Raw genomic sequence first — 23,937 nt, 5'->3', positions numbered from 1 at the left:
TGGAATCGGTTTTGAAAAAAGGTATTGGACTTCTGTTATGATGTTGCATCGCGAGCGAATAAAATGCAACTATTCCCGTGCGTTATCGAGCTTGGCTCAAGGTGCGGGAAGGACAGAAAATGATCCAGTCAAAACCGAACCTTGCTGAAAACTGGCGATGGTTGGCTCTGATCCTGATCACTTTGCTGATCACGTCCGCCTTTTTTCAGATGACATTGGGCTTCATGGTGCCACTGGCGCTGGCCGCGATCACAGGGGCCATGGCCCAGCCGATGAACCGCAAGATCGTGGCTTTTCTGGGTGGACGTCGCAATACCGGCAGCCTGATCACTTTGCTTTCGTTGATGTTTCTGGTGATCGCGCCTTTGTTTGCGCTGATCGTTTTGGCCATCAGCCAGGCCAGTGCCTTGGTCAACAATGTCAGCCTCTTTGCCAATGACCTGTCGGCCAATTCGACGACCTTCACCTTGCCCAGTTGGGTGCCATTCGAGGTTGACCTCGAAGATCTCCGCCAAAAGATCACCGAGCGGATGGGTACAATCCTGCAAGCGGTTGCGCGGTTCTTTGTCGCCTCGGTTGGACAGGTCACGGTAGGCGCGGCGACGTTCTTCCTGAGCCTCTTTGTCTATTTCTATTCGCTCTTCTTCTTTTTGCAGTTTGAAACGCCGATCATGGTGCAGGTGCTGCGCTACACTGGTTTGCGCCCTGACACCCAAGCCAAACTGCATGAGCGTATCGTTTCGGTCAGCCGTGCCACGATCAAAGGCACCCTTTCCATTGCATTCATCCAAGGTGTACTTGGCGGTGTCAGCTTTTGGCTCGCAGGTATCGAGGGAGCAGCGTTTTGGACGGTGGTGATGATGGTTGCTGCTGTGCTTCCGGGATTGGGGGCACCTGTGGTGATGTTTATCGGGGCCGCCTATCTGGCGATTGACGGCGCCTATTTTGCCTCTGTTGGTCTTGCCTTGTGGGCAGCGCTTGTAGTGTCGACCATCGACAACGTGCTGCGTCCGATCCTGGTCGGACGAGACGCCAAGTTGCACGATGTGATGATCCTGATCTCTACCCTGGGCGGCCTTAGCCTGTTTGGCGCGTCTGGCCTGGTGCTGGGGCCAGTTTTAGCAGGTCTTTTTGTGACCATCTGGCACACTTTGGCCGAGGCGGTCGGCAACACCGAGGTGTTGGAGGGTGAAGATGACCAATCCTGACCCTGTGCGCCCCGCTTTGCTTGGGTATATCCTTACAATATGAGTCTGCTTGCAAACCCTGCCATTCCCGAGCCGGTCCGCGCCTTTGGGTTGGCGCTTTATCGCTTTGCCGAAAAGGGCGGATGGGTGATGAGCAGCCATGTCGCAATGTCGATGATGCTGGCGTTGTTTCCCTTCATCCTTTTTGTTGTGGCCCTAGCCGGCAGCCTGTCACACGACTTGATCACCGAGGATCTGATCGAGCTGATCTTCGGCACCTGGCCCGAGGCGGTCGCCGATCCGATCGAAACCGAGCTCAAGGCGGTTCTGGCAGGCGCCAGCACGCAGGTGATGACCGTGGGGGGCTTGCTAGCGATCTACTTTGCCTCGAACGGCGTGGACGCGGTGCGCGAGGCGATGACGCGCGCCTATCACGATGTGGACACACGCCCGTTCTGGCAGGCACGCTTGTTGTGTATCGGTCTGGTTGTGGCCGGTGGCGCGATCCTGATCATCACCGCAGCGGTCGAGGTTGTCTTTCCGATCTATGCCACTCTTGTCGCCGAGGCCATTCCAGGCGAAACGCCCACTTGGGTATCAAAAGAACGACTCAGCTGGATTTTTGTTGTGGCCATTCCTGCAGGTGGCGTACTGGCCTGCCACATGGTTCTGCCGGGGCGCAGGCACAACCTGGTACAGATCCTGCCCGGCGTGCTGCTGACCCTTGCGCTTTGGGCTGCGGCGGGGTGGGGTTTTTCGTACTATCTGGGCAAATTCGCTGTCTACAGCGCCACCTATGCCGGGCTTGCCGGGGCCATGGCGGCGCTTATCTTCTTGTATCTCAATTCCGCAATCCTGATCCTGGGGGCCGAATACAACGGCGCCCTTATCGACCTGAGGACCGGAGGCGGGGCCGAGGATCGATTATAATCCGTGCCTCTTTTTCGTATCAGCCAAGAAAGCCAGATTTCCATGAAGACATTTCTGCCTGTCCTCTTGCTCGCGTTTGCACCCTTTGGTGCGTTGCAAGCCCAAGAGGCACCTGCATACGTGGGGTCCGAAGCCTGTCGTGACTGCCACGAAGACGAAGCGCAGAGTTGGGATCGCTCGCACCATGCTCAGGCCTGGATGATACCGTCCGCGCAGTCGGTGAAGGGGGATTTTGACGGGACAAAGTTTGCGCATGACGGGATGGAGGTCGAGTTTTCGACCGATGGTGCCGACTATTTTGCAAGGGTTACCGAAAAGGATGGGGGCACGACCGATTACAAGGCGCATTCGGTCGCGGGCATCGAACCCTTGCAGCAATATCTGTTCGAGACTGGAAACGGACGACTGCAGAGCTTTGATGTCTTCTGGGACACCGAGCGTCAGGAATGGGGCCATCTTTACCCCGATCAGGACCTGCCGCCCGTTGACGGGCTGCACTGGACCGGGCCCTACAAGAACTGGAACGCCCGCTGCGCCGAATGCCATGCGACTGACTACAAGCGCAAATATGGCTCCCAAACCCGCAGCTATCGCTCGACCCAGGCCGAGATTGGGGTGGGATGCGAGGCCTGTCATGGTCCGGCGTCGTCCCATATCGACTGGACCACGGGCAAGACGCCACCTGCGGGCCTGACTGCCACTGGGTTCACAATGGATTGGACCGAGGGCGAAGCCGCCATTCAGCAATGCGCAGGCTGCCATTCGCGCCGCGAAACACTGGAGGACGGCAACCCGCTTCCTGGCACGCCCTATCATCAGACCTATGCGCTCAGCCTGCTGCGACCGGGGCTTTATTACCCGGATGGGCAGATCTTGGACGAGGTCTATGTCTACGGCTCGTTCCTGCAATCCAAAATGTACGCCAAGGGCGTGACCTGCATGAACTGCCACGAGCCGCACAGCGGCGAGCTTCGGGCCGAAGGCACCGCTGTGTGCACGCAATGCCATTCGCTGGCAGGCAACCCGGATTTCGCAAGCCTGCCTATTGCAGACTATGACAGCCCCGAACATCACTATCACGAGCCGGGCAGCGAAGGCGCGCAATGCCGCAACTGCCACATGCCGGAAAAGACCTATATGCAAGTCGATGAGCGCAGCGATCATAGCTTTCGCATCCCGCGCCCGGATCTGTCGGCAGAAACCGGCGCCCCTGACACCTGCACCACCTGTCACGAGGATAAGGACCCCGCCTGGGCTGCGTCTCGTATTGCTGAGTGGTTTCCCGATGCCAAGCACCGCCAGCCGCATTACGGGTCGGCTTTTGTCCGGGCGCAAATTGATCCGATCCGGGCCTCTGGCGATCTTTTGGGGATCGCGCTGGACGACGGACAGGCGGGTATTGTGCGGGCCACGGCGCTCTATCTGCTGCAAGGCGCGGCCTCGGCTGATCTGGCAGGGCAGACCGCAATACTGCTCAGCGCGTCAGACCCATTGGTCCGCGCCAGCGCGGCCAGCCTGCAACAGGCGGCACCATCTGAGGAGCGGCTTAGGCGTTTGATGCCGGTATTGGGCGATCCCGTGCGATCCGTCCGTATTGCGGCGGCCAAAGCTGTGCTAAATGTGCCATCATCGGCCATGACCCGCAGTCAGCAGGCGGTAGTCGGGGCCGGGGTTCAGGACTGGCAGCGCTCATTGCGAACACGCCTGGATTATCCAGAAACACATCTGGTTCTGGGTGGGCTGGCCTTGACTATGCGTAACGCACAGGCCGCAGAACGCGCATTCCGCGCGGTGGTCGAAATGGACCCACAGCGGGCCGAAGCCTGGCCGATGCTGGTGCAACTGGCCCATATCAACGGTGGACCACAAGCAGCGCGGCGTGTGGTCAAGGAGGCGTTGGAAAAGGTTCCTGGCAATCCCGCCTTACTGCAATTGCAAGAGGATCTGTCGCGATAAGAGGCCTGAGATGGCCCCGATATTGCCTAAAATCGTGCTCATTCTTTGTTTAGCTTTGGGTGCCATGGTGCCTGACAGCTGCCCAGTTGCCAAAGAGGATGAGATGTTCGAATTTACCCGTACGCCTGAGGGCCTGCCTGTGGTTGCCCTGGAACAACCGCCGCCAGAGTTGCGCGACCAAGGCCGCCATGCGCGTTTGTTCGAGCTTTTGCGTCAGCAATCCTTGTCCAAGCGGGTAGCACAACGGATCGACCGCAAAGCCTTTCCGCGCGTGACCAAGGGCGACAGGTTGCTTCTGCAGAACATGGCAAGCGCCTCGTTTCAGATGCAGAAAGTGGGCTAGGGTCAGCCCCGGAAACCTGTGGCCACCACGAATTTTTCGGAACTGTCCGACCGTGACGACGGTGGCTTGACGTTCGCCACCTTGGTGAACTTCTGCTTCAGCAGTTTCTGTAGATCACCTTCGGCCCCACCCGCCAAAACCTTGGCTACGAAGGTGCCGCCTTCTTCCAGAACGTCAAAAGCAAAATAGGCGGCGGTTTCGCATAGCGAGATAATCCGCAAATGATCGGTTTGCTTGTGTCCGCTGGACGAGGCTGCCATGTCTGACATGACCACATCCGCCTTGCCGCCCAGCCATTCCTTGACCTGGTCGTCGGCCCCGTCGTCCATGAAATCCAGTTGGTGAACTTCTGCGCCTGCAACCGGTTCAACCTCTTGCAAATCGATACCCAGAACTGTGCCGATCCGCTTGCCCGAACGTTCGCCCAGCGCGTTCACCCGTTTGACCGCCACTTGGAGCCAGCCGCCCGGTGCACAACCCAGATCGACAACGCGCGCGCCCGGCACCAGAAACCGAAACTTCTCGTCCACTTCAAGGATCTTGAACGCAGCCCGCCCACGGTACCCTTCGGTCTGGGCGCGTTTGACGTAAGGATCATTCAACTGCCGCTGCAACCAGCGTGTCGAGCTGAGCGTGCGCCCGCGCGCAGATTTGACTTTAACCTTGAGATCACGCTGTCCACGTCCCGAGGTGTTCTTGCCATCAGGTGTCTTTGCCATGCGGGACGCCTCCAAAAGGTCGTTGAAACAGATGCGGGATCACTTACAGCCTATCACACCCGGCTTCAACCGGATCAGAATGGACCGTCTTCAAGCACACCGTCGCCGCTCATCTGGGCATAAAGCAAGCCCTCACGTAGGCCCCGGTCCGCAACCGACAGCCGATCAGTAGGCCAACAGCGCAAGAGCGCTTGCAAGATGGCTGACCCGGACATGATCAGGGCTTGCCGATCTTCGCCAATACGTGGGTCGCGTCGACGGCCTGTGGGGCCAAGTTCCAGATAACCCCGGATCACCTTGTCGATCTGATCGGACGTCATGCGCAGCCCATCGACCTTGGTCCGGTCATAGCGTTTCAAACCCAAGTGCGAAGCGGCGACAGTTGTCACCGTGCCGCTGGTTCCGACGATTTGAAATCCCTCGCGGACTTGTTCGTTCTTGTACGGTGCGAAATCGGCGAGGTTTTCCTCGAAAAACCAGCTCATCAGCGCAAAGCGCGCGGCGTCATCTTCGACGTCGTTGAACTGATCGCGCAACGTGGCAACTCCCAGTGGAACACTGATCCAGTCCACCACCTTGGCCGCGTGAAACGGGCTGTCGAGGGAATGAAACCCGGTTTGCACTCGGGTGATCGACGCAGGGCGATCCCGGCGCGGTACCGACGATAGGTCGATCCATACCAGTTCGGTAGAGCCACCACCAATGTCCACCACCAAAAGCTGCTCGGTTTTGGTTGAAACCAGCGGCGCACAAGAGATCACGGCCAGGCGGGCTTCTTCCTCGGGGAGAATGATTTCCAGCGTCAGGCCGGTTTCACGTTTCACCTGACGGATGAACTCACGCGAGTTTTTGGCACGGCGACAGGCCTCGGTCGCGACCAGGCGCATCCGCTTGACTTTGTTCCGTTTGAGCTTTTGCTGACAGATGCGCAACGCTTGAACTGTACGCGCCATCGACGAGCGGGACAAGCGACCCGTTCGTTCCAAACCAGCGCCCAATTGCACCGACTTTGAAAAACTGTCGACCACATGAAAACCACTGCCCTTAGGTTGGGCAATTAACATGCGACAGCTATTCGTACCCAGATCCAGCGCTGCATAAAGTGCATCTGGATCCGGCCGTTGAGGCGCGGGGGATTCGACCGCTTTTGGGAACGCGCCCGCACCTTTGGGACGCTTGGGCGCCATGACTTCACGCCCTCCGATTTCGAGTTGATTTGACCCTAGGCGGCGCTTGGCCCACGCGCAAGTGAATTCACCAGGCAGTTGATTGTAACTGTCATCTCGCCTTCACATATCCATGCGAGCAGGGCGACAAGAATTTCGCATTCGAGATTCGGGAAAATAACACAGCAAGCCAATTCGGAGCACGCTATGACCAAAGAACATGACCTGTCGTTTGACGACTTTGACGAAGCCGTAAACCCTCGCCCCGAAGGTTGTGATTTCGACGATGTCGTCGAAGAGGCGTTGAGCCGCCGCGGGTTCTTGGGCGGTGTGCTGGCCATGGGCGGTTTCGCAGCCCTGGGTGGTGCGGTTCTTCCTACCCGAGCCAAGGCTGCAGGCAACCGGTTCGCGTTCGACGCCGTTGCCGCGTCGACCGAAGATGGCATTGTTGTACCAAAGGGGTACAAGGCCGAGATCGTCATGCGATGGGCCGATGCAATGTGGTCGGACAGTGTTGCCTTTGATCAGGACACACGGGGCACCGCCGAAACGCAGGCGCGAACCTTTGGTGACAACACCGACGGCATGGAGATTTTCCTGCACGAAGGTCGCACACTGATGACGGTCAACAACGAATACACCAACCGCAAGATAATCTGGGGCAACCGAGAAGACGGCAAGTTTGCCAACGCTGATGACGTCGAAAAGGGCATGCTGGCCCATGGTGTTTCGGTGGTCGAGGTTGCTCATGATGGGACGGGTTGGGGCATCGTGATCGACAGCCCGTTCAACCGCCGCATCACGCCGCAGACTGAAATGGCGCTGACCGGCCCGGCCGCAGGTCACGACCTGTTAAAAACCGCCGCTGATCCTTCGGGAACAAAAACCTTTGGCACCTGGAACAACTGTGGTTCTGGCAAGACGCCCTGGGGCACTTATCTGGCGTGTGAAGAGAACTTTAACGGCTATTTCTCTGCTGCTGATGAAAACCACGAGGTCACGGCCGAACTCAAGCGTTACGGCGTTTCGGCTAGCGACTGGGGTTATGGCTGGGCGACTATCGACGAGCGTTTTGACGTCTCGAAAACTCCCAATGAACCGAACCGTGCTGGGTACGTCGTTGAGATTGATCCGCGCGACCCGAACTCGACCCCGAAAAAGCGCACCGCCCTTGGACGCTTCAAGCATGAAAACGCTGAATGTGTCGTCAACAACGACGGTCGTCTGGTGATCTACATGGGCGATGATGAACGGGGTGAGTTCCTGTATCGCTATGTCTCGAACGGAACATATGCGGCCGGCGTCGATACCGACGAGCTGATGGAAAACGGGACACTTTATGCAGCCAAGTTCGACGCATCTGGGAAAGGCACATGGCTGGCACTGACCCCGGACAACACTGGCATGACCCAGGCCGAAATATGCATTCACACCCGGATAGCGGCTTCGAAAATGGGGGCGACAACCATGGATCGCCCCGAATGGGTCACCGCCAACCCAAACTCAGACGAGGTTTATTGCGCGCTGACCAACAACAAGAACCGTGGCAAAAAGACCAATGCCGGTGGTGATGAAACCCCGGTTGGCGGCCCAAACCCGCGTGAAGCCAACAAATATGGACAGATCGTGCGTTGGAAACCTGTGGACGGCGATCATGCCGCTGATGGGTTTGACTGGGACCTCTATGTTCTGGCTGGCAACCCGACCGTGCATCAAGATGACCGCGCCGGCTCGGACAACGTCAACAAAGGCAACATGTTCAATTCGCCCGATGGTCTGGCGTTTGACAGCAATGGCTTGCTGTGGATCCAAACGGACGGCAAGTATTCGAACGCTGATGACTTTGCCGGTCAGGGCAACAACCAGATGCTGGCAGGTGACCCGGTCACCGGCGAAATCCGCCGCTTCCTGGTTGGACCCAATGAGGCCGAAGTGACCGGCCTGTGCTGGTCAGGTGATCGCCGCACCATGTTTGTGGGCATTCAGCACCCTGGCGAAAAGGGCGACAGCCATTGGCCCGATGGCGGCAACACGGTGCCGCGTTCAGCCATTATCGCCGTGACCCGTGAAGACGGCGGTTTGGTGGGTTAACTCTTTAGTTGCTTACCAGTTGCCTACGATATCAACCCCCGCTGCCCAGCGCTGCGGGGGTTTTTGTTGTCTACATGTGCTTGGCTCATGTTTGTCCTGAATAATTCGGGCAAGCCTTAGCGCAATTTATCCTCTATGCCTCGGCACGAGCGTGGAAACGTCGCTCCAAGTTCGGTGGGTGTCGAAATCAGGCCGACCGAAACCCATATTGCCGTTTAGAACCTGTTCATCAGGTCAGGAGGAATCACATCAATGCCCGACGTCACCATCGTCTACTGGCGCGACATCCCAGCCCAAGTCATCGTCGGCAAAGGCCGCCGTGGGGCCAAGCGTCAACTTGAAGAACGGTTCGAACAAGCCATCGACCGGGCTGCGATGAAGGTGAACGCCAAGGACACTGATGCCTATCTGGCCGAGTGGCGCAAGGCTGCCCCCTATGCTGTCGAAGGCGATCCCGCCGAGATTGTTGAGGCTGAAGCCGTGCGTTTGGAAACAGAATATGATCAGGACCGCATCAAAGCGCTGATTGCCAACGACGGATGGGCATGAGCCCAGCAGCATTATGGGAGGCCGCGATGGCTTTGCTGAATTTCAAGAAACGTGACACGGTCGAAAACGGGCCGGTGAATCCCACCGTCGAGGCATTCCTCAAGAATTACTCGATCGAGGTGATGCCGCGCACTGCCGCCAAAGTCGAAGACTTTCGCGCGCTGCTGCCCGAGGACACCCGCGTTTACATCGCCCACATCGAAGGCACCCCGATCGAGGATATGGTTGCAACGGCCAAACGTCTTAAGGACGAAGGCTTTGACGCGATGCCGCATTTCCCGGCGCGCATCATCAAGGACAAAGCCACGCTGGCCGACTGGATTTCACGCTATCAGGGCGAAGCAGACGTCAAGCAGGGCCTGATCCTGGCTGGCGGCGTTGCCGAGCCGCATGGCGACTTCAGCGACTCGATGCAGCTGCTGGAAACCGGCCTGTTCGATCAGGCGGGTTTCACCAACCTGCACGTCGCAGGCCACCCAGAGCCGAACATGGACATCGACCCCAAAGGCGGTCGTACCAACACTTATGCAGCGCTGGATTGGAAACTGGAGTTCTCCAAGCGCACCGATGCGCAGATGGCACTGGCAACCCAATTCTGCTTTGAAGCACAGCCGGTTATCGACTGGGTGAACGAGTTGGCCGAGCGCGGCATGAACCTGCCGGTTCATATAGGCATCGCTGGCCCCGCGAAACTGCAGACGATGATCAAATTTGCCATCGCCTGTGGCGTTGGCCCATCGCTCAGGGTGTTGCAGAAGCGCGCCAAAGACGTGACCAAGCTGCTGCTGCCACATGAGCCGAACGAGATCATCACCGATCTGGCGGTGCACAAGGCGGCAAACCCGGATTTCCAGATCGAGAAGGTCCACTTCTTCCCGCTCGGTGGCATTAAGACCAATGCCACCTGGGCCATCAACAATGGCGGCGAAAGCACTCGCCCCGTAAACCCGTCCTAAGAGGCAGACATGACGCAAACCATCGTAGAGAGCAAAACCAAGACGGCCGTGATCGGCTTTGACCAGCCGTTCTGCGTGATTGGGGAGCGTATCAACCCCACCGGCCGTAAAAAGCTGGCCGCCGAACTGGAAGCGGGCGATTTTTCGACCGTGGAAAGGGACGCTGTGGCGCAGGTTCTGGCGGGCGCGACCGTTCTCGATATCAACGCGGGCGTGGTTTACAACTCGAACCCCAACCCGAACGAGACCGAGCCACCGCTGATGAAAAAGATCGTCGAGCTGGTTCAGGGTCTGGTCGATGTGCCGCTGTGTATCGACAGCTCGGTACCCGGTGCGCTGGAAACCGGTCTTGCTGTTGCCGAAGGTCGCCCGCTGTTGAACTCGGTCACCGGCGAAGAAGAACGCCTGGAGCAGATCCTGCCGCTGGTTAAAAAGTACAATGTGCCGGTCGTCGCGATTTCGAACGATGACACCGGCATTTCCGAAGATCCCGATGTGCGCTTTGCTGTTGCCAAGAAAATCGTGGAACGCGCTGCCGACTTTGGCATTCCGGCGCATGACATCGTGGTTGATCCGTTGGTTATGCCAGTGGGTGCGATGGGGACTGCCGGTTTGCAGGTTTTTGCTCTGGTCCGTCGTCTGCGCGAGGAACTGGGCGTGAACACTACCTGTGGCGCGTCCAACATCTCGTTCGGTCTGCCAAACCGTCACGGCATCAACAACGCCTTCTTGCCGATGGCCATGGGCGCTGGCATGACGTCGGCGATCATGAACCCGGTGGCCCTGCCAATCGGTCCCAAAAAGATCGCGGAAAAGCGCGCCGAAGTTGAAGCGTCGGGTATTGTCTTGCCTGCGGACATGGATGACGAGACGTTCTGCCAGATGTTCGGCCTGGGTTCGACCAAGCCGCGCGCGGGCAAGGAAATGGAGGCCATTCGCGCCGCCAACTTCCTGACCAACAACGACCCGCACGGTGGCGAGTGGATCAAGGCGAACAAGCCCCCCGCTAAAGCTGGCGAAGAAGGTCGTGGCCGGGGTGCTCGCGCTGGTGGCCGTCGCCGTCGCGCCTAAGTCACTACCGAGGTTTTTAAAAATGGCCGGGCCGCTGAGACTCGGCCATTTTTGTTTTTGAGAATATTTTGGGGCCGTCGTGAATCCCGTTTATAGTCCCCTGATTTAGGGGGACGGGACGATGTATGATATTTCGCTGACAAAATCCGAATTTCCGATACAAGATGACGAGGTGGTACTTGGGACCACAGTTGGTGGGTTGCTCCAAAAAGTGGCGCACGCAGCTCCAAACCAGCCAGCATTAATCGAAGTAGACGAGGCAGGGAAAAATGGTCGTCGGTGGACCTATGCTGAATTGTTTCGTGACGCCGAACGGATCGCCCTGGCCTTATCTACCCGCTATCAGCCTGGTGAACGCATATGCGTTTGGGCCCCCAACATCCCTGAATGGGTTTTGCTGGAATACGCCTGCGCGCTGGCCGGTCTGACGCTAGTCACCGCTAATCCCGCCTATCAGGCACAGGAACTGGCTTATGTGCTCAAGCAATCGCGCGCGGTTGCGCTTTTCCGGACAGCGTCTTTCAGGGGCAACCCGATGGCGGACATTGCGTCCCAGGCTGCGCAGGGTTTGCCAAACTTGCGCGATGTGGTCGATATAGAGGATTGGGATGCGCTATTGGCGCAAGGCCAGAAATCGCCACAATTACCTGTTGTTACAGCAGATGACCCGGCGCAGATTCAATACACATCGGGCACCACAGGCTTTCCAAAGGGGGCAGTTCTTGGCCACCGCGGGATCACGAACAACGCGCGGTTTTATGCCAAACGGACAGGGGCAACGCTCGGCGCGCCATGGGCCACGATGATGCCCTTGTTTCACACTGCCGGGTGCGGAATGGCTGTATTGGGCGCCCTGCAATCCCAGTCCCCTTTGTATCTGATCAAGATGTTCGTCCCTGAAGCGGTGCTGGAGTTATTCGAACGGGAAAGGATCGCAGCGACCGGGGGTGTGCCCACAATGTTGGTTGCCTTGCTCGAGGTCATGGAAAACCGATCCTTTGATCTGAGCGCGCTTGAGACATTCATGTCCGGTGGGTCGATGGTCGCGCCTGATCTGGTGGAAAAGATAACATCTGCGCTCGGGTGTACGTTTCAGACGGTCTACGGGCAAACCGAGTGCTCGCCTCTGGTCACGCAGCATCATATGGGCGAAGCACTTGCGGACATTTCGACGACCGTGGGTCAACCCATGCCCCAAACCGAAGTTTCGATCCGCTCGACGAGCAACAGTGAGGTTGTAGGCATCGGCGAGATAGGAGAGATTTGCGTGCGCGGTTACTGCACGATGTTGAAATACAATGATAACCCCGAAGCAACAGCAGCAACGATTGATACAGAAGGATGGCTCCATACTGGCGATCTGGGCACTATGGATATGCGCGGGTACGTCGCTGTGACGGGACGGGTCAAAGAAATGATCATTCGTGGCGGCGAAAACCTTTTTCCGGCGGAAATCGAGAATGTGCTGCTGGCCCATCCCTCGGTTGCCGAGGTTGCGGTGGTTGGATTGCCGGATGAGCGATGGGGAGAGATCGTTGCAGCATTCATTCGCCCCGCAGAAGGGTTTGATGTAGAACCAGAGGCCCTCAAGGCGCATTGTCGGGCCAAAATGACTGCCATCAAGGCGCCGGTGGTTTGGAGTAAAGTAAATGCATTCCCCCTGACCGGATCGGGAAAGATTCAAAAATTCACTTTGAGAAACCAATATTTGGAAGGTAATCTTCACGCAATTTGACACAACGAAGATTTAGCAAAATCAAATCTTTCTGTGCAGTTCTCAAAGCCGATCATAGTGGCGTTGACCCCACGTGCGTTCCAAGCGTTTTCTCTGCGCAGGATAATGGAGGCAGGATATGCGCAAGACGGCTCGGGTGGTTGTAATTGGCGGCGGCATCGCTGGGTGTTCAACGATTTATCACCTTACGCAAGAGGGGTGGACAGATGTCATGTTGCTTGAGCGCGATGAGCTGACGTCAGGCACCACCTGGCATTCCGCGGCGCAGGTCACGAATTTTGGCATGAACCAAACCATGGTCGGCCTCAAGACGCATTCTATAAACCTTTACAAAGAGTTGTCGGAAGATCCTGACTATCCCATCAACTACCACCACGCGGACGGTGGCATTCGTTTGGCCAACACACCCGCGCAGATGGACGGCTATCGCCATTTTGCTTCGATGGCCCGCGGCATGGATGTGCATTTCGAAGTGATCGACGCCGACGAGTGCGCTCGCCGTCATCCGTTGTTGGCAACCGATAACTTGGTGGGGGGGCTTTGGGATCCGCTCGACGGTGACATCGACCCTGCGCAGTTGTGTCAGGCGCTTGCGCGTCGTGCGCGCAAAGCCGGAGCTGAAGTGCATCGCAACACACCTGTTACGGCATTACGCCAGCTCAAGGACGACAGCTGGATTGTCTCAACGCCCAAGGGTGACGTGCATGCAGAGATCGTCGTAAATGCCTGTGGCTACAGGGTAAATGAAGTTGGTGGCATGATGGGCGTGCATCATCCAGTTACTTCGATGGAGCATCAGTACTTTCTGACCGAAGAGATCCCAGCGATCAAAGAGGCGGGTCACCGAATGCCCCTGATCCGCTGCCCAATCAGCGACTACTACTCGCGTCAGGAGAAGAACGGGTTGTTGGTGGGGTTCTACGAGCAAGACTGCAAAACCTGGGGTATGGATGGGATCGACCCCAATTTTGTCAACGCCCTGTGCCCCGATGACTTGGATCGTGTTACCGATGTGCTCGAAGGGGCTATCGCGCGGATGCCGGCGCTGGCCGAGGTGGGGATTCACACCGTGGTCAACGGCCCGATCACCTATACAATCGACGGCGCACCATTGGTTGGCCCGATCCCCGGCAAGCGAAATGCGTTCTGTATCATCGGCTTGCGCGCCGGTCTGGGAGAGGGGGGTGGTCACGGTTGGCTGTTGGCACAGCAGATCGTTCATGGCGAGGCTTGCTATGATACCTGGTGCATTGATCCTCGCCGGTTCACCGGTCATGGCAATGTCGAATTCACGGCGCTCAAGGCAATCGAAGACTATCAGAACGAATTCCGGTTCCACTTTCCCCACGAGCACCGCCCTGCAGGGCGTCCGATCAAGACGACGCCGCTCACCCCGGTTCTGGCGGCAGAGGGGGCTGAATTTGGCGTCGTCAACGGGTGGGAACGGGTGGATTACATCAAGCCCGACCCTGAGTTCACAGAAACCCACAGTTTCCGGTTTAACGAAACGTTTGACGTTGTTGGCGCCGAAGTTGCCGCGCTCCAAGGCGGCGTCGGCCTGACCGAAGTCAACGGGTTCAACCGGATCGAACTGACGGGCGCGGATGTGCACACATTCCTTGATAGGATGATCTGTGGGCGTGTGACACGCAAAGACGGGCGTGTGGGCTTAAGCTATTTGCTCAATCATCAGGGCATGGTCAAATCCGAGGCTACTGTTGCCAATCTGTCGGATGGGCGCGTCTGGTATGGATCTGCTGCGGCGTCGGAATGGCACGACATGGATTGGCTGCAGGCGCATTTGCGTGACGATGAAGACGTGCAACTTCGCTCACTCACGAATGAACACACGATCCTCGTTTTGGCGGGTCCCAAAGCGCGTGAAGTGCTTTCGAGAGCCTCGCGTGGGGATTGGTCGGCGCAGTCCTTCCCGTGGTTGTCGGTTCGGCAGTCCTTTGTCGGTATTGCGCCTGCAGTGGTCATGGCCGTCAGTTTTTCGGGCGAATTGGCTTATGAGATCCACGTGCCCAACAATCAGCTTTATGGAGCGTATCTGGCGCTGCGCGAAGCGGGCAGGCCGCATGGTTTGAACCTCTTTGGCAGCCGGGCCGTCGAATCCATGCGTCTGGAGAAAGGGTATCTCCACTGGAAAGCCGAATTGCAGACCGAGTTCGACCCGTTCGAGACCGGGTTGGCGCGTTTCGTCAAATTGGACAAGGGCGACTTTGTTGGTCGCGATGCGTTGGTTCAGCGGCAGATTGCCGGACCCAAGCGACTGCGTGTCACGCTGGTGTTGGATGGCGAGGACGCCCCGGCACATGGCGGAGCGTCAGTGATGCTGGGCGACAGGGTCGTCGGCACTGTGACATCGGGCGACTGGGGGCACCGAGTGGGGCAAAACATAGCCATGGCATTTGTCGAGCCTGAGCTTGCCCAAGGCCACGACGATTTGACGATTGATGTCATGGGTTTACGCGTTGCAGCAAAGGTGGTTGAACCGTGCCTGTATGATCCGGACAACGCCCGGGTTAAGGCCTAGCCATCCTTCAGTGACACATTTGGGTTCAGTTTAGGGTTCAGGTCATCGGGCCACCGGCGGCCGTATTCGCTGGGCAAAACAAAGACATCACAGGACAGCACGGGCGCCAGATCGTGTTCCAGCTGCAAGGTAAGCGCGTCAACCTCGGCCGCCGTCACAGGCCTGCCGGGGTTGTAATAGACCGTTACCACATAAGTGCGCCCCAGCTTCATCACGGACAGGTCCGTCAGGACGCCTTCGGCTTCGGTCAGGGTGGGACGTACAGTACGGCGTACGGTGGCGATGTGTTCAGGCGACGCGGTAACGCCTGCAAGCTCGCCCAACCCTTTCATGAAATCAGCAAAGTACCGGGTGATAACGGTGGAACACAGGACCATCACGATGATGGAATCGCCGATTGGTGTGATAAAAGACAGCACTGTGTCCTGCAGCAGCACAATGCCAACCATACCAACCCCTGCGGCACCCGTGATGACCCCATCAAAGGCAGCCGCTGTTGCCTCTAGGCGTAGAATATCGCTTTTCTTCCCGGTACGGGACCACGCCCACCGATGCATCAGCCACAATAGGAAACAGGTTGTACCGATCACTGCGAAGTAGATGATCAGCGGCCCAAAGACGAGCGGCTTGGGTGCTCCGCCAGAGGCGTAGCTGACGATATTCATAATCGCCCCGGTGATGGCGAACAGAACCAGTCCCAGCAACGACAGCGACCGGAAGGTCGTAAAAATAGCCTCATCCGCGGCGTAGCCTGCGGGGCGAATGCGATCTGGCCCGGCATCGGCCTTTTGGCTGACGCGGCGTCCCAGGATAGCAGCAGTAAACCCGATGAGAGAGAAAAGACCATCCACCAGGATCGCGTCCGAGTTCGACAGGATTGCGGCAGCAACACCGGCAATACCCATGAACAGGTTGCCCCACATGCCTATGATCAGTGAGCGCCCCTCAAGGAGCTTCATGCGGTCGGTGTATGGTTCAGTTTTCTTGCTCACGGTGATGTCCGATTCAATTATCAACTGGGCGTCGTAGGGCTTTGAGCGATACCGAATGCGGCACCGGAAGAGTCGATCAATATTGCAGTATTTGCTTCGCGAATGGCAAGTCGAGCCCCCAAGTTCCGTGGCCTATGCAATGGTATCTGCGACATTTCCAACCAACAACTGACACGGATTCACTTTGGTGCCAAATCGCGTCGATTAAATGCAAGCAAACTTATCTGAATCCAAAGCGCCGCTGAGGAGACAGCGAAGCTGATCGCGATGACCAATTGGAAGAAAAACGCGTTGGCGCGCGCCTTTGAGAAAAGCGACCGATCCACGAGATCCAAAGCCACACTAGTCACGGCTTTTTGCTTGCCATAAGCGCTATGACCTGCGGTTTCTGATGTAAAAAGAAATCACTCCACTGAAGGCTCGTGGTTGAAACGGTTTCTGTTGAAGTTTACGAGACAAAAAAGTTCTCAAAAGATCCTGCAGGCGCACTGTCCCTTTTTCTGTTGCCTGAGCGGGTTTGAAGAAGGACCAAGGTTGTCAGTTAAGGTGTATTAGACGCACAAATGGCACAGCAGGATGGCCCCAAAATGGGCCATCGTATGACCTTACTGGCAGAGCATAGCGTCATAAACGCAAAGCACACTATGCCCGGAAATTCGATTATTGCTTATGAATTCCAGGGGGATAGTGGCGGAGAGACAGGGATTCGAACCCTGGGTGGGCTTGCACCCACAACGGTTTTCGAGACCGCCCCGTTCGACCACTCCGGCACCTCTCCGCGGGGGTCTGTGAGCGGGGATTTAGTGATAACCGCAGGGGTGTGCAAGCACATTTTTCCGGTTTTTTGACAAAGATCGTTTTTCCATTGTCCCGATGCCGAAAACCCTTAGGTTTCTTGCCATGAGTATTTTTGCCCCTCGCGCGAACCTGCGCCTTGTTCCCTTCGCTTTTACAGTGTTTCTAATGTGTCTTACTGCTGTGTTAGCGCTGGCGCCACGCAGCGCCGATGCCGCTGACCGCGACCAGATCGAGACCTTTTTGACAACCACCGGGTTCAATGTGGCGCTGGACAGTATTGCGCTCACCTCGTCTTCGGCGCCGACAATGCTGGGGTTGGAGCCGGACGCCTTTGGCGCGGATTGGAGCCGCCTGACCAAACAGGTCTTTGACACCGAACAGATGCATGAAATGGCCGTCGGCATTCTGGAACAGACGCTGGATGGGGATGTTCTGGATCACGCGGTCGAGTTTTATGGTAGCGACCTGGGGCAACGACTCGTCGCGGCAGAAAATGCCTCGCATATGGTCGAGGATGACGCGCTGAAGCAGGATCAGGGTCGTGCCATTGTTGCGGGTCTTGTTCGGATCGGGTCATCCCGTGTCGAAGTGCTCAACCAGATGAACTTGGCGATCTCGGGGGCCGAAACAGCTTTGCGTGCACTGCAAGAGATACAGATCCGCTTTCTTCTGGCGGCCAGTGCTGCCGGGGTTGTGGAATTGCGTCTGGACGCTGAGGGTCTGCGGGCGATGATGCGCGAGAATGAGGGTGAACTGCGAACGGCTTTGCAAAAGTCTGCTCTTGCGGGCGCTGCGTATACCTATCAGGCGTTCTCGGACGAAGAAGTGGAAGACTATACCACGGCATTAGAGCACCCCAAGATGCAAGAGGTCTATGAACTGCTCAACGCTGTGCAGTATGAGATTATGGCCAACCGGTTTGAGGTTCTGGCGCAAAAGATGGCTGATCTACATCCGGGACAAGATATCTGATGTTGCAGCGTGCATTCCTTACCGTCGCCGCGCTTGTGGTTTTGGCTCTTCCCGTCTGGTCCGAGGAAGATCTAGATCGGCTGGCCCGCGCCATGAAGTTGGACGAAGTGGCCGAGATCTTGCGCGCCGAGGGTCTTCGCTATGGTGCGTCGATTGACCAAGACATGCTGGCAGGGCAGGGCGGGGATCATTTCGCGCAGGTGATTTCCGAAATTTATCAGGAAGAACGGATTGTATCGGCCATCCGTTCTGGTTTGGACACTCATCTGAACGAGGATACGTTGCGCGATAGCGTTGTGTTTTTCGGAAGTGATTTGGGTCAGACCATCATTTCTCTGGAAAACTCGGCTCGGCTCGCTTTTGCTGACCCCACGATCGAAGATGCCGCGCGGGAACGATACGAGGGAACGAGCCCTGATGATCGCTTTTTGCAACAACTCGAAACTTACATCGCGGTCAACAATCTGATCGAGCAGAATGTCGATGGCGCGCTGACGGCCGATTTCAATTTTTACCTTGGCCTGGCCAAAGGGAATGGCGCGCCGAGGGATGATCAGGGCATGATGGCGACTATCCTTGAAGGCCGGGACGACATCCGGGCTGATACACAGGTCTGGCTTTATGGCTTCCTGATGATGGCCTATAGCCCGCTGAGTGAGCGGCAGATGGACGACAACATCGCCTTTTCGCGAACCAAGGCCGGGATTGCACTGAACACTGCCCTGTTCGAAGGTTTTGATGATCTGTACAACAGGATTTCCTTTGACCTGGGGCTTGCAGTCGCGCAGGCTTTGCAGGCAACGGACCTTTGAAGCCCCCATATTTGGTTGACTTTAACCTTCAATCCGACAATAAGCGCCCATCCCGGCACGGAATTCCGCGCCGGGTTTTGTTATCGTATTGCCCGTAAGGGTATGAATTCGCCTGATAAAGGCGCGCTGTTTGCAGGTGGCTTCCCGTGTGAATCGGGGGTCGTGAACGCCCGGCACCGGGGACCGAAGAACGCGGTAGAAAAAGGAAAGACGCATGTTTGCGGTCCTCAAGACTGGCGGCAAGCAGTACAAAGTTCAGGCGGGTGACACACTCCGCGTTGAAAAATTGACTGCTGATGCTGGCGAAACAGTTCAATTCAACGACATCCTGATGCTGGGCGGCGACGCTCCGGTTGTGGGTGCCCCGTTCGTGGACGGTGCTGCGGTTCAGGCCGAAGTCATCGACCAGATCAAAGGCGAAAAGGTTATCCACTTCGTCAAGCGCCGTCGTAAGCACAGCTCGAAGCGCACCAAAGGCCACCGTCAGAAGCTGACCCTGGTTCGTATCACCGAGATTCTTGCTTCGGGCGCGGACAAGTCGGGCGTCAAAGCTGCTCCGGCCGCTGCCAAAGCAGAGGCACCTGCCGCTGCTGCTGGTTCGGACGATCTGACCAAGCTGACCGGTGTAGGCCCTGCCGCCGCCGCCAAGCTGAATGACGCCGGGATCAACAGCTTTGCTGCCCTAGCCGCCTTGTCGGACGAGCAGATTGCTGCTATCGAGACGGTCAAAGTGAAACCCGAATGGGTTGAGCAGGCCAAAGAACTGGCTCAAGGCTAAGGAGAGAGAGAATGGCACATAAAAAAGCTGGCGGTTCCTCCCGTAACGGTCGCGACTCTGCTGGTCGTCGCCTTGGCGTAAAACTGTATGGTGGTCAGGCTGCAAACGCTGGCAACATCATCGTGCGTCAGCGCGGCACCAAATTCTGGCCGGGCGAAGGCGTTGGCATGGGCAAAGATCACACAATCTTTGCAACCGTCGACGGCGCCGTGAAGTTCCACAAGGGACTGAAAAAGCGCACGTTCATTTCGGTCATGCCCGTCACAGAAGCAGCCGAGTAACAGCCGGAACCTGAAGGTTAAGTCAAAATCAGGGGGATCGGCGGAAACGCCGGTCCCCTTTCTCGTTCCTGACATGCCAGATCAATAATACTTGAGCAAAATTCACCCATGCCCGTCGCAACCACCAGTTTCCTGATCTTTGCCGCCAGTCAGGTTGGCACGCCGGGGCCGGCCAACATGGCCCTGCTGGCAACAGGTGCGCGCTATGGGTTTCGGGCGGCATTTCCGTTTGTGTTGGGTGTTGCATTGGGCAAGCAGTTGGTGATCTGGCCTGTGGGCTACGGATTGATGGAGTTGGCTGATCAAGTACCTTGGCTGTTTACGGTTCTGAAATATGCTTCGGCTACCTACATTTGCTGGCTGGCATGGAAAGTTGCCAACTTGCGTTTGTCGGTGGGCAAGGGACAGGACAAGGCGCCGGGGTTTCTGGCCGGTCTGATCGTGCATCCGCTCAACCCCAAGGCCTGGGCGATGATCGTGGCGGGATTCACCGGCTTTGTCTCGGCAGGTACGTCAACGTTTGATGCCACGGCGACCATCGCTCTCGTTTTGTTGAGTTGTCAGTTGGTATTGCACCCGATCTGGACCTTTGCGGGCGAAAAAATTGCGCAGGCGGTTGCAGGACGGCCTGCCGAGAAATATTTGATGAGGACACTGGCGGCACTGACCGTCTTGTCCGTTCTTTTTGTGTTGTTCGGAGGAGGAGCGGACATATGAAACTGGATACAATAATTTACCAGCCGGTCATTGAAACCGAGCGGTTTGACCTGCGTCCATTGCGCAAGTCGGACATGGGGCTGATTGAGCACTATGCATCCGACGAACGCGTGGCACGTATGACCACGTCTATCCCGCATCCGCTACCACCGGCCGCGACCGAAGCCTTTGTGGCGCGTGCCATGGAGGACGACCGGGAAGAAGACGTCTGGGCCATGGATGGCACCAAAGACGGCGGGCCGGAACTGATGGGGTTGATCTCGCTCCAAAAGATGGATCGCAACCAGTCCGAAGTGGGCTATTGGGTGGCACCGATCTTTTGGAATACTGGGCTCGCCTCCATGGCGGTAGAAGCACTGGTGGTGGCCAACCCATTGGGCAGCGCCAATATGTTCGCGAGCGTCTTTCAGGACAACCCGGCCTCGGCCCGTGTGCTGACCCATTGCGGATTCCAGTATCTGGGTGACGCCGAGAGCTTTTCGGTTGCGCGTGATGCCGCTGTTCCAACTTGGACCTACAGCCGCAAGCTGTAATTTGCCGAACAGAGACAAGCCCCTCACTGGGGCTTGCTGCTTGTTGCCGGGTGATCAACCAATCACGTTGTGACCGCGCCCTCTCATGCAATTGATAACGATGTTTTTGCGGGCTTCGGTCTTGCTGACCGCATCGGCCGTGAGTGCGGCCAAGGCGCCAACAGCAGCTGCACGACCCAGATCGTCCGAACTGTCGTTGATGATCGCGCTTGTTGCGGCACCGCCGGCCACGCCCACGGCAACTGCACCTGTGGTGTCGCCATCCACAATAGGTTTGCTCGCGGCCAAGGCCTGACATTCGGCCAGATCTGATTGATAGGACGGCCCCGTGGCACCATCAACAATGGGGCTGTAACTGGCGCCTGAGTTTTCACAGGCCGCGACGATCAGGACAACGGGCAGGAAAGCGAAGTATTTCATTGTTAATTCCAACTACAAAAATGAACTATGAGCTTCAGTATAAGAGCCGCCCTGCAAGGCAGACAAGGGTAAGGACGCATAGCGCTTTCTTTCCTCGGGGCCTTGCGGTAAACGCGGGTCTTAAACAGTTTTCGGCAGGCTATATGCCCGCCCGCAGCACAACTGGTGCAGCTTGAGAAGGATAAAACGATGAAATTCCTGGATCTGGCCAAGGTCTACATCCGCTCGGGCGCAGGCGGCGGCGGTTGCGTCAGCTTTCGCCGTGAAAAATTCATGGAATACGGCGGTCCTGATGGTGGTGACGGCGGCAAGGGCGGTTCGGTCTGGGCCGAAGCGGTTGATGGTCTGAACACCCTGATCGATTTCCGCTATCAGCAGCATTTCTTTGCCAAGAACGGCCAGCCGGGCAAGGGCCAGCAGCGCACCGGCAAGGACGGGGACGAGATCGTTCTGCGTGTTCCCGTGGGAACCGAGATCCTGGACGAGGATCAAGAGACGGTGATCGCCGACCTGACCGAAGTTGGCGAGCGCATCCAACTGGCGCGTGGTGGCAATGGCGGTTTTGGCAACCTGCATTTCAAATCGTCGACCAATCAGGCTCCGCGACGCGCAAACCCAGGCCAAGAAGCCGTGGAACGCACCCTGTGGTTGCGTCTGAAGCTGATCGCGGATGTAGGCCTGTTGGGCCTGCCCAATGCGGGGAAGTCGACCTTCTTGGCGGCGACATCGAACGCGCGACCCAAAATCGCGGATTATCCGTTCACCACGCTGCACCCGAACCTGGGCGTTGTGGGGGTGGACGGTGTCGAATTTGTCATCGCCGACATTCCGGGTCTGATTGCAGGCGCGTCCGAGGGGCGTGGGATCGGCGACCGCTTCCTGGGTCACGTCGAACGCTGCGCCGTGCTGCTGCATCTGGTCGACGGCACATCTGAAACGGTGGCCGAAGACTATCAGACAATCATCACCGAGCTTGAAGCTTATGGCGGTCATCTGGCCGACAAGCCGCGCGTGACCGTTCTGAACAAGATCGACGCGCTGGACGAAGAAGAGCAGGAAGAGGCCCGCGCTGCTTTGGAAGAGGCCATCGGCCACAAGGTCATGACCATGTCCGGCGTTGCCAAATCGGGCGTCACGGACGTGCTGCGGGCGCTGCGGACTCAGATCGACGAAGACCGCCTGCGGTACAAACCTGTCGAGGAGGAAGAACCTTGGCAACCCTGACGACCGCGCGGCGGATCGTCGTCAAGATCGGCTCGGCCTTGTTGGTTGATCGTGAAACGGGTGATCTGCGCGCTGAATGGCTACATTCGCTGGCACGGGATGTGGCATGGCTCAAAGGCAACGGGACGGATGTGATCCTGGTGTCCTCCGGCTCCATCGCTTTGGGGCGGGGGGTTTTGAACCTGCCGATGACCGATCTGTCGCTTGAACAGTCTCAGGCGGCGGCGGCGGTGGGGCAAATCCGTTTGGCGCGTGCCTACGAAGAGGCGCTGACGCCGCATGATATCAAGACGGCGCAAGTTCTGGTGACGCTGGAAGACAGCGAAAACCGCCGCCGCTACCTGAACTCGCGCGCGACGCTGGAAACGCTGTTGTCCCTGGATGTGGTGCCGATCGTCAATGAAAACGACACCGTGGCCACGGATGAAATCCGCTATGGCGACAACGACCGTCTGGGCGCGCAGATCGCGGTGACGGTGGGGGCGGATCAACTGATCCTACTATCGGATGTTGATGGCTTCTACACGGGCAATCCAAATGATGACCCTGACGCCACCCGTTACGATGTTATCGACTATATTACGCCCGAGATCGAGGCGATGGCTGGTGACGCCGGTTCAGGGCTTTCCAAGGGCGGAATGAAGACCAAGCTGATGGCGGCAAAGATGGCCACGGCGGCAGGTTGTGATATGGCAATCACCGAAGGTTCACCTTTGAATCCGTTGAAAACGCTTGAAAACGGGGCGAATTCAACCTGGTTCACAGCCACGCTTGATCCACAAGCCGCGCGCAAGCGTTGGATCGCGGCGATGAAACCACGCGGAGAGATTATCGTAGACGCCGGAGCGGCCAAAGCACTTGGCAACGGCAAGAGCCTGCTGCCTGCGGGCGTCACAGAAGTAACTGGTGATTTCGGCCGCGGAGATCCGGTGGCGATCATGGACACCAATGCGCGTAAGCTTGGCCAGGGCCTCAGTCGGTATACCGCGCAAGAGGCGGACGCGATCAAGGGGCGACAGTCCCGCGACATCGAACCAACTTTGGGTTACCCAGGCCGTGCCGCGTTGATCCACCGCGATGACATGGCGCTGTAAACTTCTTCTTGCTTCAAATTTCCCCGCCGGAGGCATAAAATCCCCAAATGCCCCGCACCCGACCAAAGGCGACC

The 23,937-nt window shown here is 57.5% G+C and carries 22 protein-coding genes and 1 tRNA gene; 18 read left to right on the top strand and 5 right to left on the bottom strand.

Annotated elements, in window-relative coordinates; genetic code table 11:
• Positions 1-119: 119 nt before the first annotated feature.
• Genes G6R15_RS06870 through G6R15_RS06855 form a run of 4 tightly spaced genes read left to right on the top strand, consistent with a single transcriptional unit; the run spans position 120 to position 4,416 of the window.
• On the top strand, positions 120-1,208 hold the full coding sequence (locus G6R15_RS06870; protein WP_164659040.1) for an AI-2E family transporter: 1,089 nt from the start codon (positions 120-122) through the stop codon (positions 1,206-1,208).
• 39 nt (positions 1,209-1,247) lie between these two features.
• Positions 1,248-2,117 carry a YihY/virulence factor BrkB family protein gene (locus tag G6R15_RS06865; protein ID WP_164659039.1) on the top strand — a complete coding sequence of 290 codons (870 nt, stop codon included), beginning with the start codon at positions 1,248-1,250 and terminating at the stop codon, positions 2,115-2,117.
• A gap of 42 nt (positions 2,118-2,159) precedes the next feature.
• Positions 2,160-4,073 (top strand): multiheme c-type cytochrome, encoded by a 1,914-nt coding sequence (locus tag G6R15_RS06860; RefSeq protein ID WP_164659038.1) that lies wholly within the window; start codon positions 2,160-2,162, stop codon positions 4,071-4,073.
• Between the two features lie 34 nt (positions 4,074-4,107).
• On the top strand, positions 4,108-4,416 hold the full coding sequence (locus tag G6R15_RS06855) for a hypothetical protein (RefSeq protein WP_164659037.1): 309 nt from the start codon (positions 4,108-4,110) through the stop codon (positions 4,414-4,416).
• A 2-nt stretch (positions 4,417-4,418) separates the two neighbouring features.
• Here the strand turns inward: G6R15_RS06855 and G6R15_RS06850 are convergent, their stop codons facing one another.
• Together G6R15_RS06850 and G6R15_RS06845 are read right to left on the bottom strand one after the other, a co-directional pair.
• Positions 4,419-5,135, bottom strand: a complete 717-nt coding sequence (locus G6R15_RS06850) for an RlmE family RNA methyltransferase (RefSeq protein WP_164659036.1) — start codon at positions 5,133-5,135, stop codon at positions 4,419-4,421.
• Between the two features lie 74 nt (positions 5,136-5,209).
• The gene (locus tag G6R15_RS06845) at positions 5,210-6,322 is read right to left on the bottom strand and encodes a Ppx/GppA phosphatase family protein (protein ID WP_164659035.1); all 1,113 of its coding nucleotides are present in this window, start codon (positions 6,320-6,322) and stop codon (positions 5,210-5,212) included.
• Between the two features lie 186 nt (positions 6,323-6,508).
• Between G6R15_RS06845 and G6R15_RS06840 the strand changes: the two genes are divergently transcribed.
• The 6 genes from G6R15_RS06840 to G6R15_RS06815 all read left to right on the top strand — a co-directional run bounded on the left by G6R15_RS06840 (position 6,509) and on the right by G6R15_RS06815 (position 15,242).
• Positions 6,509-8,392, top strand: coding sequence for a PhoX family phosphatase (locus G6R15_RS06840; protein WP_164659034.1), 1,884 nt, complete (start codon positions 6,509-6,511; stop codon positions 8,390-8,392).
• A 252-nt stretch (positions 8,393-8,644) separates the two neighbouring features.
• The gene (locus tag G6R15_RS06835) at positions 8,645-8,941 is read left to right on the top strand and encodes a virulence factor (RefSeq protein ID WP_164659033.1); all 297 of its coding nucleotides are present in this window, start codon (positions 8,645-8,647) and stop codon (positions 8,939-8,941) included.
• Positions 8,932-9,897, top strand: coding sequence for a methylenetetrahydrofolate reductase (locus tag G6R15_RS06830; RefSeq protein ID WP_373456003.1), 966 nt, complete (start codon positions 8,932-8,934; stop codon positions 9,895-9,897). The genes G6R15_RS06835 and G6R15_RS06830 overlap by 10 nt, the downstream gene beginning before the upstream one ends.
• Before the next feature lie 9 nt (positions 9,898-9,906).
• Positions 9,907-10,968, top strand: a complete 1,062-nt coding sequence (locus tag G6R15_RS06825) for a methyltetrahydrofolate cobalamin methyltransferase (protein WP_164659032.1) — start codon at positions 9,907-9,909, stop codon at positions 10,966-10,968.
• Between the two features lie 121 nt (positions 10,969-11,089).
• Positions 11,090-12,703: an AMP-binding protein gene (locus G6R15_RS06820; protein WP_164659031.1), complete on the top strand. Its 1,614-nt coding sequence runs from the start codon at positions 11,090-11,092 to the stop codon at positions 12,701-12,703.
• Positions 12,704-12,821: 118 nt separating this feature from the next.
• Complete coding sequence (locus G6R15_RS06815; protein WP_164659030.1) at positions 12,822-15,242, top strand: FAD-dependent oxidoreductase; 2,421 nt, start codon at positions 12,822-12,824, stop codon at positions 15,240-15,242.
• Here the strand turns inward: G6R15_RS06815 and G6R15_RS06810 are convergent.
• Complete coding sequence (locus G6R15_RS06810; RefSeq protein WP_164659029.1) at positions 15,239-16,234, bottom strand: cation transporter; 996 nt, start codon at positions 16,232-16,234, stop codon at positions 15,239-15,241. The genes G6R15_RS06815 and G6R15_RS06810 overlap by 4 nt on opposite strands.
• A 688-nt stretch (positions 16,235-16,922) precedes the next feature.
• A tRNA-Ser gene (locus G6R15_RS06805) sits at positions 16,923-17,012 on the bottom strand.
• A gap of 122 nt (positions 17,013-17,134) precedes the next feature.
• Here G6R15_RS06805 and G6R15_RS06800 point away from each other — a divergent pair.
• The 6 genes from G6R15_RS06800 to G6R15_RS06775 all read left to right on the top strand — a co-directional run bounded on the left by G6R15_RS06800 (position 17,135) and on the right by G6R15_RS06775 (position 21,125).
• Positions 17,135-18,004, top strand: a complete 870-nt coding sequence (locus tag G6R15_RS06800; protein ID WP_240336676.1) for a DUF2059 domain-containing protein — start codon at positions 17,135-17,137, stop codon at positions 18,002-18,004.
• Positions 18,004-18,816 carry a DUF2059 domain-containing protein gene (locus G6R15_RS06795; RefSeq protein ID WP_164659028.1) on the top strand — a complete coding sequence of 271 codons (813 nt, stop codon included), beginning with the start codon at positions 18,004-18,006 and terminating at the stop codon, positions 18,814-18,816. The genes G6R15_RS06800 and G6R15_RS06795 overlap by 1 nt, the downstream gene beginning before the upstream one ends.
• 214 nt (positions 18,817-19,030) lie before the next feature.
• Positions 19,031-19,594, top strand: a complete 564-nt coding sequence (gene rplU, locus G6R15_RS06790; protein ID WP_164659027.1) for a 50S ribosomal protein L21 — start codon at positions 19,031-19,033, stop codon at positions 19,592-19,594.
• A gap of 11 nt (positions 19,595-19,605) precedes the next feature.
• Positions 19,606-19,875: a 50S ribosomal protein L27 gene (gene rpmA / locus G6R15_RS06785; protein ID WP_164659026.1), complete on the top strand. Its 270-nt coding sequence runs from the start codon at positions 19,606-19,608 to the stop codon at positions 19,873-19,875.
• Between the two features lie 108 nt (positions 19,876-19,983).
• Positions 19,984-20,592 carry a LysE family translocator gene (locus tag G6R15_RS06780; RefSeq protein WP_164659025.1) on the top strand — a complete coding sequence of 203 codons (609 nt, stop codon included), beginning with the start codon at positions 19,984-19,986 and terminating at the stop codon, positions 20,590-20,592.
• Complete coding sequence (locus tag G6R15_RS06775) at positions 20,589-21,125, top strand: GNAT family N-acetyltransferase (protein ID WP_164659024.1); 537 nt, start codon at positions 20,589-20,591, stop codon at positions 21,123-21,125. Before G6R15_RS06780 ends, G6R15_RS06775 begins: the two co-directional genes overlap by 4 nt.
• A gap of 54 nt (positions 21,126-21,179) precedes the next feature.
• On the opposite strand, the gene G6R15_RS06770 is transcribed toward G6R15_RS06775, so the two are convergent.
• A complete protein-coding gene (locus tag G6R15_RS06770) occupies positions 21,180-21,545 on the bottom strand; it encodes a glycine zipper family protein (protein ID WP_164659023.1) in 366 nt (121 codons plus the stop codon).
• A 189-nt stretch (positions 21,546-21,734) separates the two neighbouring features.
• Between G6R15_RS06770 and obgE the strand changes: the two genes are divergently transcribed.
• A complete protein-coding gene (obgE, locus tag G6R15_RS06765) occupies positions 21,735-22,769 on the top strand; it encodes a GTPase ObgE (protein ID WP_164659022.1) in 1,035 nt (344 codons plus the stop codon).
• A complete protein-coding gene (gene proB / locus G6R15_RS06760) occupies positions 22,757-23,863 on the top strand; it encodes a glutamate 5-kinase (protein ID WP_164659021.1) in 1,107 nt (368 codons plus the stop codon). The genes obgE and proB overlap by 13 nt, the downstream gene beginning before the upstream one ends.
• The last annotated feature ends 74 nt before the right edge of the window (positions 23,864-23,937 follow it).

It is taken from the genome of Tropicibacter sp. Alg240-R139 (assembly GCF_900537075.1).
Classification (GTDB): domain Bacteria; phylum Pseudomonadota; class Alphaproteobacteria; order Rhodobacterales; family Rhodobacteraceae; genus Falsiruegeria.
The sequence above is the reverse complement of the archived record's forward strand: the minus strand, read 5'-3'. Positions and strand labels throughout refer to the sequence as shown.